At 72.3% G+C, this 12,211-nt stretch carries 15 protein-coding genes; 8 read left to right on the forward strand and 7 right to left on the reverse strand.

Translation table 11 applies throughout. The annotated features are described in order from the left end of the window. Nucleotides 1–2 precede the first annotated feature (2 nt). Complete coding sequence (locus ABD901_RS08595; protein ID WP_345123071.1) at nucleotides 3–1,067, reverse strand: hypothetical protein; 1,065 nt, start codon at nucleotides 1,065–1,067, stop codon at nucleotides 3–5. Nucleotides 1,068–1,293: 226 nt separating this feature from the next. On the opposite strand from ABD901_RS08595, the gene ABD901_RS08600 reads away from it, so the two are divergent. Both ABD901_RS08600 and ABD901_RS08605 read left to right on the forward strand, forming a co-directional pair. Beyond that, entirely contained in the window at nucleotides 1,294–3,108 is a 1,815-nt protein-coding gene (locus ABD901_RS08600; RefSeq protein WP_345123073.1) for an arabinofuranosidase catalytic domain-containing protein, read from the forward strand. Between the two features lie 123 nt (nucleotides 3,109–3,231). After that, complete coding sequence (locus ABD901_RS08605) at nucleotides 3,232–4,224, forward strand: NAD-dependent epimerase/dehydratase family protein (protein WP_345123075.1); 993 nt, start codon at nucleotides 3,232–3,234, stop codon at nucleotides 4,222–4,224. Here the strand turns inward: ABD901_RS08605 and ABD901_RS08610 are convergent. Both ABD901_RS08610 and ABD901_RS08615 read right to left on the reverse strand, forming a co-directional pair. Then, nucleotides 4,215–4,553: a hypothetical protein gene (locus ABD901_RS08610; protein WP_345123077.1), complete on the reverse strand. Its 339-nt coding sequence runs from the start codon at nucleotides 4,551–4,553 to the stop codon at nucleotides 4,215–4,217. The genes ABD901_RS08605 and ABD901_RS08610 overlap by 10 nt on opposite strands. Before the next feature lie 100 nt (nucleotides 4,554–4,653). After that, a complete protein-coding gene (locus ABD901_RS08615) occupies nucleotides 4,654–6,027 on the reverse strand; it encodes an FAD-dependent oxidoreductase (RefSeq protein ID WP_345123079.1) in 1,374 nt (457 codons plus the stop codon). Between the two features lie 82 nt (nucleotides 6,028–6,109). Here ABD901_RS08615 and ABD901_RS08620 point away from each other — a divergent pair, with 82 nt between their 5' ends. Together ABD901_RS08620 and ABD901_RS08625 are read left to right on the forward strand one after the other, a co-directional pair. After that, a complete protein-coding gene (locus ABD901_RS08620) occupies nucleotides 6,110–6,985 on the forward strand; it encodes an LLM class flavin-dependent oxidoreductase (protein WP_345123081.1) in 876 nt (291 codons plus the stop codon). Nucleotide 6,986: 1 nt separating this feature from the next. Then, nucleotides 6,987–7,487, forward strand: coding sequence for an aminoacyl-tRNA deacylase (locus tag ABD901_RS08625; protein ID WP_345123084.1), 501 nt, complete (start codon nucleotides 6,987–6,989; stop codon nucleotides 7,485–7,487). Nucleotides 7,488–7,598: 111 nt separating this feature from the next. Here the strand turns inward: ABD901_RS08625 and ABD901_RS08630 are convergent, their stop codons facing one another. Beyond that, nucleotides 7,599–8,039 carry a cupin domain-containing protein gene (locus tag ABD901_RS08630; protein ID WP_345123086.1) on the reverse strand — a complete coding sequence of 147 codons (441 nt, stop codon included), beginning with the start codon at nucleotides 8,037–8,039 and terminating at the stop codon, nucleotides 7,599–7,601. Nucleotides 8,040–8,103: 64 nt separating this feature from the next. Here ABD901_RS08630 and ABD901_RS08635 point away from each other — a divergent pair, with 64 nt between their 5' ends. Together ABD901_RS08635 and ABD901_RS08640 are read left to right on the forward strand one after the other, a co-directional pair. Beyond that, on the forward strand, nucleotides 8,104–8,520 hold the full coding sequence (locus tag ABD901_RS08635; RefSeq protein WP_345123088.1) for a WapI family immunity protein: 417 nt from the start codon (nucleotides 8,104–8,106) through the stop codon (nucleotides 8,518–8,520). Nucleotides 8,521–8,555: 35 nt separating this feature from the next. Beyond that, nucleotides 8,556–9,734 carry a hypothetical protein gene (locus ABD901_RS08640; protein ID WP_345123090.1) on the forward strand — a complete coding sequence of 393 codons (1,179 nt, stop codon included), beginning with the start codon at nucleotides 8,556–8,558 and terminating at the stop codon, nucleotides 9,732–9,734. 3 nt (nucleotides 9,735–9,737) lie between these two features. Here ABD901_RS08640 and ABD901_RS08645 read toward each other — a convergent pair whose 3' ends face one another. The 3 genes from ABD901_RS08645 to ABD901_RS08655 all read right to left on the reverse strand — a co-directional run bounded on the left by ABD901_RS08645 (nucleotide 9,738) and on the right by ABD901_RS08655 (nucleotide 11,298). Further along, nucleotides 9,738–10,103 (reverse strand): VOC family protein, encoded by a 366-nt coding sequence (locus ABD901_RS08645; RefSeq protein WP_345123092.1) that lies wholly within the window; start codon nucleotides 10,101–10,103, stop codon nucleotides 9,738–9,740. Between the two features lie 98 nt (nucleotides 10,104–10,201). Further along, nucleotides 10,202–10,810 carry a trimeric intracellular cation channel family protein gene (locus tag ABD901_RS08650; RefSeq protein ID WP_345123094.1) on the reverse strand — a complete coding sequence of 203 codons (609 nt, stop codon included), beginning with the start codon at nucleotides 10,808–10,810 and terminating at the stop codon, nucleotides 10,202–10,204. Between the two features lie 77 nt (nucleotides 10,811–10,887). Then, a complete protein-coding gene (locus ABD901_RS08655; RefSeq protein ID WP_345123096.1) occupies nucleotides 10,888–11,298 on the reverse strand; it encodes a hypothetical protein in 411 nt (136 codons plus the stop codon). Nucleotides 11,299–11,506: 208 nt separating this feature from the next. On the opposite strand from ABD901_RS08655, the gene ABD901_RS08660 reads away from it, so the two are divergent. Then, complete coding sequence (locus ABD901_RS08660; protein ID WP_345123098.1) at nucleotides 11,507–11,716, forward strand: hypothetical protein; 210 nt, start codon at nucleotides 11,507–11,509, stop codon at nucleotides 11,714–11,716. Between the two features lie 74 nt (nucleotides 11,717–11,790). Continuing rightward, the gene (locus ABD901_RS08665; RefSeq protein WP_345123100.1) at nucleotides 11,791–12,165 is read left to right on the forward strand and encodes a hypothetical protein; all 375 of its coding nucleotides are present in this window, start codon (nucleotides 11,791–11,793) and stop codon (nucleotides 12,163–12,165) included. Nucleotides 12,166–12,211: the final 46 nt, after the last annotated feature.

Raw genomic sequence — 12,211 nt, forward strand, 5'->3', positions numbered from 1 at the left:
CGTCAACCGGAGGCCGGCCGGAGGCCGACGAAGGCGTGGGCTTGCACGTCGTACTTCTCCACGAACGCGAGTTGGAGCGCTTCGTGCAGCTCCGGGTCCTGGCTGTCCACGATAAACAGGTCGTGCAACCGTGCGGTGTCGCCGCGCAGGAACACCTGCAGGCGGGCGGGGCGGCGGGCCATGGCGGCGAGGATCTCGGTGTGGATCACGTAGTGGTCGCCGTCGTGCTCGACGTAGCGGGCCTGCAGCTGCCGGGCGGTGTGCTCGTCCTCGACCATCGTGACGGTGACGTCCATGAACTCGGGCATGGCGAGGGTGGCCCGGTCCTCCCAGAGCTCCTCGAAGCGCTGCTGGATGAACTCGCCCAGCGGCGAGCGCATGGTGACCTCGAGCTGGCCGCCGAACTCGGAGAAGCGCCCGATGGGCAGGAACGACACGAGGGCGCGGTCGTCCCAGCGGTACAGCGTGATGGAGGCCGACGCGTCGTAGAGGCGCACCTCGAAGCCGGACCGGTCGCGTTCGCCGAGGTCGGCGACGAAGCGGGACAGGCGGCGCAGGTTGCGCATGATCTCGCGCTGCACCGAGAGCACGACGTTGCCGCCGGCGAGCTCCTGCTGGCGCAGGTCGGCGGCGATGGAGCCGGGGTTCAGCAGCAGGATGCGCACCTTGGCGCCGCGGGCGAGGGCGCCGCGCACGCCGCGGAAGAAGGCGTCGGTTGCGGCGTGGTCGAGCACGTTGGTGAACGTGGTCAGGATCTGCACGTGCTGGGTCGCGGTGTTGACCTGGTCGCTGAACCAGCCGTAGTCGAGGCGGCCGTGCTCGCGCACGGTGCCCTCCTGCACGTAGCGGATGATCGGGCCGATGATCGCGACGGTGATGAGGGCGCCGAGCATGCTGGTGCCGACGTTGAGGGCGGCGTTGGCGAGGCCGTCGTCGGTGTGTGCGGCGCCGTAACCGAGCAGGCCGCCGGAGACGGCGAGGCCGACGATCAGCACGATCAGCCAGCCGGGACGGCGGGCGAGCGCCCGGACGCCGCGGACGAACCGCGTGAGCGACAGACTGCGCACGCGCCCTCCCCCGGCCTGTGTGTGCAGCGACAGTATCCGATGCCCGCGACCACGCACAGCCGCCGACCGCAGTTCGAACAGTTTCCAACACGATCTATCAAAGACCGACGCGAATACGCATACTAAGACACCGATGCGTCGCTCAGGGCCGCCGCCAAATCGGCCCTTCATCGATCGAAAGAGGTCTCCCGTGGTCAGTCGATCACGACCGGGACGCCGGCGCCGGATGCTGTTCTCCGCCGCCGCGGGCCTGGCCCTCACCGCCGCCGCCCTCGTCGGGCTCACCAGCCCGGCGCAGGCCGCAGGTCCCCTGCCCTGCGACATCTACGCCTCCAACGGCACCGCGTGCGTGGCCGCGCACAGCACCACGCGGGCGCTGTTCGCGTCGTACAACGGGCCGCTCTACCAGGTGCAGCGCGCCTCCGACGGCGCCCTGCACAACGTCGGCCTGCTCGCCGCCGGCGGGTACGCCAACGCCGGCGACCAGGACGCCTTCTGCAACGGCTCCACCTGCCGGATCACGCGCATCTACGACCAGACCAGCAACCACAGCGACCTGACGATCGCGCCCGACGGCGGCGCCGGGTCCGGCGACCGCGGCGCGGACGCGAGCGAGATCGCGGTCACCGCGGGCGGGCACAAGGTGTACGGCCTGTGGGTGTCGCCGGGCGTCGGCTACCGCTTCAACGGCCGGGCGCCGGGCGTGGCGGTCAACGGCCAGCCCGAGGGCGTCTACATGGTCGCCAGCGGCACGCACGTCGGCTCCGACTGCTGCTTCGACTACGGCAACGCCGAGGCGACGCCGTTCGACATCGGCAACGGGCACATGGACGCCATCAGCATCGCCACGACCTGCTTCTTCCCGCCGTGCCAGGGCTCCGGCCCGTGGATCGAGGCGGACATGGAGAACGGCATGTTCCAGGGCGGCAACGGCTCGAACCCGAACCCGGGCAACAACTCGGCGTTCGTGACCGCCGTGCTGAAGAACAACGGCCAGACGACGTACGCGCTCAAGGGCGGCAACTCGCAGTCCGGCGGCCTGACGACGTGGTGGAACGACGCGCTGCCGACCGACAAGCCCGGCTACCGCCCGATGCACCAGGAGGGCGGCATCATCCTGGGCATCGGCGGCGACAACAGCAACCGCAACCGGGGCACCTGGTTCGAGGGCGCGATGGTGTACGGCTACCCGAGCGACGCCGCCGAGAACGCCGTGCAGGCCAACGTGGTGAGCGTCGGCTACGGCGGCCAGACGAACGTCCCGAACGGCCCGCAGGGCACGGTCACCGGCCCCGGCGGCAAGTGCGTGGACGTCTCCGCGGACGACACGGCCGGCAACGGCGGCACGGTGGTCCTCTGGGACTGCCAGACCTGGGCCGAGGACCAGCACTGGGCGCACTTCGCCGACACCTCGCTGCGCACCCTGAACCGCTGCCTGGACATCAACGGCAACGGCACCGCCAACGGCACCCAGGTCGAGCTGTGGGACTGCAACGGCGTCGGCGGCCAGAAGTGGGTCCAGCAGGCGGACGGCTCGCTGCGCAACCCGCAGTCGGGCCGCTGCCTGGACTCCCCGAGCGGCGCCACGGGCAACGGCACCCGGCTGCAGATCTGGGACTGCAACGGCTCGGCCGCGCAGAAGTTCGCGGTCAACGGCGGCGGCTCCGGCGTCGGCCCCGGCGGCAAGTGCGTGGACGTGGCCGCGGACGACTCCGGCGGCAACGGCGCGGCCGTGCAGCTGTGGGACTGCCAGTCCTACGCCGTGGACCAGCACTGGTTCCACCAGTCCAACAGCGCCCTGCGCACCCTGGGCCGCTGCCTGGACATCATCGGCAACGGCACCGCCAACGGCACCCAGGTGGAGCTGTGGGACTGCAACGGCGTCGGCGGCCAGGTCTGGCAGCAGCAGGCCGACGGCTCCCTGCGCAACCCGCAGTCGGGCCGCTGCCTGGACTCCCCGAGCGGCGCCACGGGCAACGGCACCCGGCTGCAGATCTGGGACTGCAACGGCTCCGCGGCCCAGAAGTTCGCGCTGAGCTGAGCGATTTCGCCGAGAGGGGCGCGGGACTGGACCCCGCGCCCCTCTTCGCGCGCAGTAGCGTCGGGCCATGGACGCTCAGAGGTTCGTGGAGTTCGAGGCGGGCACGTTCACGGGGGTGCGGGCGTGAGGGTCTTGATCATCGGCGGCACGCAGTTCGTCGGCCGGCACATCACCGAGGCGGCGCTGGGCCGCGGGCACGACGTCACGCTGCTGCACCGGGGCAGGACGGGCGCGGACCTGTTCCCCCAGGCCCGGCACGTGCTCGCCGACCGCAACGGGGACCTGGCTCAGCTCGAAGGCCTGGCGTTCGACGCGACGATCGACGTGAGCGCGTACGTGCCGGGGCAGATCCGGCGGCTCGCCGACGCGCTGCCGGACTCCGGGCAGTACGTCTTGGTCTCCAGCGTCTCCGTCTACGACCAGCCGCCGGCGGGCTACACCGAGGACGGGCCGCTGTACGAGGCCGCGCCCGGCGACGAGGACGTCACCGAGACCAGCTACGGCCCGCTCAAGGTGGCGTGCGAACGGGCCGCCGTCGAGCGGTTCGGCGACGCGACGCTGATCGTGCGCCCGACGTACGTCATCGGCCCCCACGACCACCTGATCCGCTTCACGTGGTGGGTGGAGCGCATCGCCCGCGGCGGCGAGGTCCTGGCGCCGGGCGAGCGGGGCAGTTCGATCCAGTATGTCGACGCCCGCGACATGGCCGCCTGGATCGTGGCGATGGCCGAGTCCGGCACGGCCGGGGTCTTCCACGCCGCGGCGCCCGCCTACGCGCCCGAGCGGCCGTTCTCGTTCGGGGACCTGCTGGAGGCGATGGTGGCCGAGGCCGGGCCGCCGGGCACGACGCTGACCTGGGTCGACCCCGGGTTCCTGCTCGAGCGCGGGATCGGCGGCGACGAGCTGCCGCTGTGGCCGGCGCCCGACCGGGACGCGGCGGTGAACCGCGCCGACCCGTCGGCGGCGTTCGCGGCGGGCCTGTCGCCGCGGCCGCTGCGCGAGAGCATCCGCGACTGCCTCGCCGACGCCCGCACCAACCCGCGCACCGCCCCCCAGCGGCTCACGCCCGAGCGCGAGGCCGAGCTGCTGCGGGAGTGGCACGAGCGTCAGAGGTAGGCGGGCAGCCCCGCTCGCAGGCACGCCAGCATCGCCGCGCCCTCGGCGGGAGCCATGGGCGCGGCGGCCCGGCGCACGCCGGCGAGGACGTCGTCGAGGGCGATGGAGGCGTCGGCGTCGGCCGCGTGGTAGCGCACCTGCGCGACCAGGTCGGCGACGTAGACGAGGACGTCGTCGGGGCCGGTCGTGTTCTCCCACAGCCAGGCGAGGACGCGCCCGAACGCCTCACCGGCGTGCAGGGCCGCGCCGCGGGACCGCTGCGCCAGCATGGCGGCGGCCGACTCGCTGATCAGCGCGCCGATCAGCTTCTCGAAGATGTGGTCAGGCACCGCACGCGTCCGCACATCCGACTCCCGACCAGTCAGTCTTGCCACGAATCAACGTGCCACGAATCAATGTGACGACGGGTGATATTACCGCTTCCCAGCGTCATCGACGAGGCGTCGCCCGAAGTTCATGAACAGACCGCCCGAACACCCTGGCCGCGATGGCGGGGCGCAGCAACGCGGTCGGCGGGTCGAGCAGGTTCGTGACGCGGCTGAAGGCGAGGGACACCGCCTCGTCGTGCGCGGCGGCGGCGTAGAGGCGGTCGAGGTACCGGTTCACCATGCGGGTCCTGGCGTCCCGCGGCCCGTCGACGCCGGGCAGGGCCGCGTCGCCGCCGGTCGCGATCTGCCACGGGATGTCGATGACGGGGCGTACCGCGCGGAAGAACCGCAACGCGTCGAACCCGTCGGCGCCGTCGCGGGCCAGGGCGTCGCCGAGGCGCAGCGCCTCCACGCCGGCGACCGACATGCCCTGCCCGTACATCGGGTTGAACGAGCACATCGCGTCGCCGACGACGACGAAGCCGCGCGGGAAGCGCCGCAGCCGGTCGTAGCGGTGCCGGGTGCTGCCCGGGTAGCGGAACTTCACCGCGTCGTCGAGGGGCACCGACGCCTCGATGATCTCGGCGGCGTACGGCAGCGGCAGCCGCCGGGCGTAGGCGCGGAAGCCCTCATCCTCCAGCGGCGCGTGGTCGCCGAGGATGCCGAACAGGGTGATGACCGCCCGACCGGCCTCCTGCAGCATGACCGCGCCGCCGCGGGGCGCCTGCGCGGACGGGCCGATGATGATCGCGATGTCGCCGTCGAGCAGCGCCGGGTCGACCTTGTAGTGCCGCGACACGTAGGCGAGGTCCACGTGCAGCTGCTCCTCGCGGGGCGGCTCGTAGCCGAGGTCGGCGAGCCACCGCGGGGCCCGTGACCCGCGCCCGGTCGCGTCGACGACAAGGTCGGCGGCGATGCCCTCGACCGGCCCGCCGTCGCGGCGCTGCACCCGCGCCCCGGTCACCCGGCCCGCATCGGCGTCGATGCCCACGATGTCGTGTCCGCCGCGCACCTCGACGCCCGGCAGCGCGAAGACCTTGCTGCGCAGGTAGTTCTCGAGGTACGGCCGGCTGAACGACAGCGCCGTGCGGCCCGTCGGCGCCTGGCGCAGCCGGTGCCCGCTGACGCAGAAGCGCACGTTGCCCAGCACGTCGCCGCTGGGCACCCCGGCCGCGACGAGCTCGGCGGTGGCGCCCGGGAACAACCCCTCGACGACGTCGAGCCCGGCGGCGAGCAGGCCGTGCGCATGGCGACCCTGCGGCACGCCGCGGCGGGTCTCGCGCTCGCGCGGGTCGGCCTCGGGGTCGCCGGACCACGAGCCGCTGAGCTCGTCGCGCTCGACGATGGTGACGCGCCCGAAGTGCTCGGTGAGCACCCGCGCGGTGAGCAGCCCGGCCATGCTGCCGCCCAGGACCACTGCGTGTCGTTGCCTCATGCCCTGGTGGCGTTCCAAGCCGTTCCCTCGCCATCCCCCGCGGGGGCTCGATCGGGTACGCGACAGTGCAAGACTGCTGTTCATGACGACGCTGGGTACCGTGTTCCTGCCGCAGCTGCCGCCGGAGCGCCTGCGTGACCTCGTGCGGACCGCCGACGACGCCGGGCTCGAGGAGCTGTGGCTGTGGGAGGACTGCTTCCTGGAGGGCGGCCTGACCACCGCCGCCGCGGCCCTCGCCTGGACCTCTCGGCTGCGGGTCGGCGTCGGCCTGCTGCCGGTGCCACTGCGCAATGTGGCCATCAGCGCTATGGAGATCTCCACCGTGTTCCGGCTCTTCCCCGGCCGGGCGATCATCGCCGCCGGGCACGGCGTGCAGGACTGGATGGGCCAGGTCGGCGCGCGGGCCGAATCGCCGCTGACGCTGCTGCGGGAGTACACCCTGGCGCTGCGGGCGCTGCTGCGCGGCCAGCGGGTCTCGGCGCAGGGCCGCTACGTGCGCCTCGACGACGTCGCCCTGGACTGGCCGCCCACCGGCCCGGCCCCGATCCTGCTCGGCGCCACCGGCGACAGGACGCTGCGGCTGTCCGGCGAGCTCGCCGACGGCACGGTGCTCACCGGTGGCACCGATCCGGCGACGGTACGCCGCAACCGCGCCCTGATCGACGAGGGCCGCTCGGCCGCGGGCCGCACCGACCCGCACCCGGTGGTCGTGTACCTGCACGCGGCGACGGGCCCGGGCGCGCAGGAGCGCATGGCGGCCGAGCGTCGCAAGTGGGGCTACCCCGACCCGTCGCGGGACGTGTCGGTGACCGGCGACGAGCACGCGTTCGCCGACGCCGTGGCCCGCTGGGCCGAGGCCGGCGCGGACACCGTGGTCCTGCAGCCGACCCCCGACGACCCCGACCCGGAGGGCTTCGTCCGATTCGTCGCCGAGCGCGTCCGCCCGCTGGTGAAGTGAGATGACCGCGTCTTCTGACAACCCGGCCGTCGCCGGGGTTGCGGCGAGCGGCATCGCGTACCGGGTCGTCGAGCACGGCCCGGTCCGCAGCCTCGCCGAGGCAGCCGCGGCCCGCGGCGTCGAGCCCCGTGACGTGGTGAAGACGATCGTGGTACGCCTGAGCGACGGCGACTACCGTTTCGTCCTCGTCCCCGGCGACCGCGTCATCTCCTGGCCGAAGCTGCGCGCCCTGCTCGGCGTGGCCCGCATGTCGATGCCCGACGCCGCGACGGCGAAGGCCGCGACCGGTTACGAGCGCGGCACCATCACCCCGTTCGGCTCGACGACACCATGGCCGGTGATCGCCGACGAGCGCGTCCGCGGCCGGGAGATCTCCCTGGGCGGCGGCCGGCACGGCGTGGCGCTGGCGGTCGCCGCCGACGACGCCCTGACCGCGCTGCAGGCCACGGTCGCCGACGTCTCCGACCCCGAGCCGGCGGCCGGTGGCGGTTCGTCGACCTGAGGAACGGCAGTGGCTCAGGCAATGGGCCCGATCAAAAACCGCACATAACCGAAATGTCGGATATGTCCGTCGCGGAGCGGCGGACATATCCGGTCAACGCGCGGCATAGCGTCAGGGTGCGGGGTGGGGCGCCAGGCGGAAGTCGGCGAAGTCGAAGCCCGGGGCCACCACGCAGCTGACCAGGACCGGGGCGTCGGAGGCGGGTGCGGCGGCCTGCCAGACGCCGCCGGGGATGAGGACCTGCGGGCGCTGGCCGGCGGCGACGTCGGCGCCGAGCAGGACCTCGGTGCCCGGGCCGGGGCGGTCGGCGGAGCCGCCGAGGCGCAGGGCCAGGGGGCCGCCGGAGTGCCAGAACCACAGCTCGTCGGAGCGGACCACGTGCCACGCCGACTCCTCGCCGGGGTGCAGCAGGAAGTAGATCGCGGTGGCGGCGCTGCGCGGGCCGTCGTAGCCGGGCGGCACGAAGACGGCCGTCGAGCGCCAGGTCTCGCGGTACCAGCCGCCCTCGGGGTGCGGCTGCATGTCGAGCTGCTCGGCCAGATGCGGTCTCATCGGGGTACCGTAACCGGCCTAACGCCCAATGCCCCGGCTACCGGCGGTTTGCGATGCTGGGCCGGTGAGACTGCATTCGCGCACCGGGGCCTTCGTCGAGCTGCGAGCCGCCCCCTCATCCGAGACCGGGCCGCTGGTCGTCGAGGGGACCGTGGACGCGCTGGACGGGCGGGCGTGGATGTTCCGGGCGGAGTGCCTGAGCGGCGACGAGGCGCGGCTGCTCGGTGACTGGCTGTTGCGGGCCGCCAAGGGGCGGGTGGAGCTGCTGGAGCGGCTCACGTTCCCGGCGCTGTCGTTCACGCTCGACGAGCACGAGTACGGGCAGCCGCGGCTCATCGTCGGGTTCTCGCAGGACACGGCGCCGTCGTGGCTGGGTGAGGAGCGCGTGCTCACCTTCGACTATCCGGTGACGCTGGACCTCACCCCCGAGTCGCTGGAGGCCGCGGCGGTGGACTGGGAAAGGGAACTGCGAGCGGACTGAATCCACGCGGGCCGCGGCGGCGCTACCATCGCCCGATGCGACGAGGGTTCGGGTTCGTGTTGCTGACGGCGGTGCTCGCCCTGGCGGCCTGCGAGGCCGAACCTGTGCCGGTGGATCCGAATTATCACGTTCCGGACCCCAACAGCGTTGCCCCCGTGGCCTCCGACGCCTCGGACGGCGCGAGCGGGCTCGGCTCGGCGCCGGCGGGCGGCGCGGCGCAGTCCTACACCAACGGCAACCCGTCCGGCCACGCCGACGTGCCCGCCGAGGCGCGAGCGATCGACACGTCCAAGCCGACCTGGGTCGTCGGCGACGGCACGCCGGCCGGCTGCACGTCGGAGAAGTTCGTGGCGGCGGTCGCGGCCGGCGGGCTCGTCACGTTCAACTGCGGGCCGGACCCGGTGACGATCGTGGTGAAGGAGACGGCGAAGGTTCGCAACCGCTCGCCGCGGGTCGTCATCGACGGTGGCGGCAAGGTCACGCTCAGCGGCGAGGGCAAGCGCCGGATCCTGTACCAGAACACGTGCGACCAGTCGCTCGAGTGGACGACGAGCCACTGCCAGGACCAGGAGACGCCGGCGCTGACGGTGCAGAACATCACGTTCGCGGACGGCAACTCCACCGGTGACAAGGCCGAGGGCGGTGGCGGCGGGGCGATCTTCGTGCGGGGCGGCCGGTTCAAGGCGGTCAACTCCCGCTTCGTGCGCAACCGCTGCGACGACACCGGCCCGGACCTCGGCGGCGCCGCCGTCCGCGTGCTCAGCCAGTACCACAACCAGCCCGTCTACATCGTCGCCAGCACCTTCGGCGGGGCCTCCGGGCAGGGCGGGGTCTGCTCCAACGGCGGCGCGCTGAGCAGCATCGGGGTGTCGTGGGTGGTGCTCAACAGCGTGCTGTCGTACAACTCGGCGGTCGGGCGCGGCGCCAACCCGGCCAAGTCGGGCACCCCGGGCGGCGGCAGCGGCGGCGCGATCTACTGCGACGGCAACGACTTCACGGTGCGCATCGCCGGGTCGCTGATCGAGCAGAACAAGGCCAACGAGGGCGGCGGCGCGGTGTTCTTCGTCAGCAACAACCGCACCGGCACCATGTCGATCGAGGGCTCCACGCTGCGCCGGAACCCGAGCGCGGGCTTCGAGACGAACGGCTTCCCCGGCATCTTCTTCCTGGGCGCGAAGCCGCCGTCCGTCTCGTCGTCCACACTCACGAAGTAGCTGTCATGACCGCAGGCAGGCGCAGAACGGATGGCCGGCCGGGTCGAGCAGCACCGTGTACCGGTCGCCGCCGGGCTGGAAGTCCGGCTTCGTGGCGCCGAGCTTGAGCGCGCGTGCCTCGGCGTCGGCGAGGTCGTCGACGTAGAAGTCGAGGTGGAACTGCTTCGGCGTCGGGCCCTGCGGCCACGTCGGCGCCTCGTACGCGTCGATCTGCCCGAAGCCGATGGACGTGGTGCCGTCGCTGATCATCGCGTACTCGGCCTGGCTGTGCGTGACGTCCCAGCCCAGGACCTCGCCGTAGAAGCTTGCCAGCGCGGGCGGTTCGGCGCAGTCGATGTTCACCATGATGAGGCTTGCGAATCCGGTCATGCGCCCATCCTCCCGGCCATTCCTGCCATCTTGTGTCAGGAATTTTTGGCGGTACCGCATGAGCCTGCTCTTGGTTTTGCAAGGCCCCCGGAGCGAGCTCAGGACGCCGTCGGGGCGGACCAGTTGCGCCGGATGGCGACCATGCGCAGCACGAACGTGAGCGTGGCGGCCAGGGCGATGCTCACCGGGCGCTGCAGGTGCACCGCGTCCAGGGCGGCGACGGAGACGCAGCCGAGCAGCCCGGCGACGGCGTAGATCTCGCGGCGCAGCACGGTCGGGATCTCGCCGGTGAGCAGGTCGCGGACCAGGCCCCCGCCGATCCCGGTGAGCATGCCGATGATGCAGGCGCCGAGCGGCGGCACGCCCGCGTCGAGCGCCTTCAGCGTGCCCGTGACCACGAACAGCCCGAGCCCGGCGGCGTCGAGCACGAGCACCGTCCAGCGCAGCCTGCTCACGGTGGGGTGCAGCCGGAACGTGGCGGCGGCGGTGAGGACGGCGACGAGGGCGTACCGCCAGTCGACGAACGCGAACGGCTGCACGTTGATGAACACGTCGCGCATGATCCCGCCGCCGAGCGCCGCGAGGAACCCGACGAAGATCACGCCGAACAGGTCGAGCCGCTTCGCCACCGCGGCGGTGGCCCCGGACGCGGCGAACACGGCGATGCCGACGAGGTCGGCGACGAGCAGTGGGCTGAGGGGTGCCATCGGGATCATGTATACCGGCCGCCCGGCGACGCCTGCGCGGCGCGCCGGACGGCCTCGATCGCGGTCGGCGCGGCCGGTCAGATGTTGTTGATCACGGCCATCGACGTCTCGTGCTGCATCTCCATCATGTCGGACACGGCGCCGGCGTCCCAGTACCCGCCGGAGTCCCCGCCGCCCGCGCTGTCCCCCGCGGCGGCCACGTCGCCGTCGAGGTTGCCGCCCTCGCCGTCGTACCCGGGGTCGTCGTACTCGGCGCTGTAGTCGGGGTCGCTGCCGGTGAGGTCGGTGGTGATGCCGGTCTCCGGGTCGTACGCCTGCTCGTAGACGCCGTCGCCGTCGCTGTCGAGGGCGGCGATGTCGACCTGCCCGTCGTGGTCGAGGTCGCCGACGAGGACGTTGGAGCCGTCGTCGAGGGTGTAGATGGCCGCCGGGTCGTCGGTCCCGTTGCCGTCGAGGTCGGTGCTGAAGGGCGTGTAGTCGTCGCTCATATCGGTGTGTTGCTCCGTTTTCTGGTTCGGCTCGTTTCGCTGCCGCCGGTCGCGCGGCACGGGAATGAACCGTATGGGCCCCCGGCGCGTGCGCACTCCCCCATTGCTGCCAAGCCGACACCGGAAGCGACGCGCGTCACGCCGCCCGCGTTTGCCGCAGTGGTGTGCGCGGGTATCAATCCGTCGATTCGAACCAAGGAGGCACACCGTGGGCAGAGGGTCCTCGATCGGCGGGGTCATCATCGCCATCTGGCTGATCATCGGCGTCATCGCGGCGGGGCAGCGCGGCTACTTCGACAGCGACGACGCGAACTGCGCCAAGGCCGGCACGATCGTCGTCACGATCATCGCGGGCCCGCTGAACTACCTGGGCGTCAACCCGAAGATCAACTGCGAGTTGCCGCAGCCTTCGAAGTAGCCCCGTCCGCCGTTGTTCTGCGCAGCGCGATCGGCGTTCAGCCGGCTCACAGCCTCGGGAGCTAACGTTCCGGGATGGACGAGTTCGAGGCCCGCCGGGTCGTCGACACGCTGCGCGAACGCGGCGTGCCCGCGCACCTGGAGATGGCTAAGGCCGGACTGTCACAGTTCGGCGTGCGGGTGACCCTGTTCGACGGCCGGGTCGCGGTATGGGACACGGACGGCACCGCCGGCCTCGAGGCGCAGGTGATGCGCGACGGCATCCTGGTCGGGTTCGTGCCGATGATCGAGGGCTCGGAGCACTTCACCGAGGCCGAGATCGTCGACGCGATCGCCCGCACGGACTACGACCGGCCGGTCGCCCGCCAGCGCGCCACGCCCCCGCCTCCCGCCCCGGCCCTCCCCCAGGAGGGCGGTTTCTTCCGCCGTTTCCGCGGCGGCTTCCGCTGACGCCGGGCCGCACAGACACGAAAGGCCGCCTCCGCTGAAACGGGTG

The organism is Dactylosporangium darangshiense (assembly GCF_039537565.1).
Lineage (GTDB): Bacteria > Actinomycetota > Actinomycetes > Mycobacteriales > Micromonosporaceae > Dactylosporangium > Dactylosporangium darangshiense.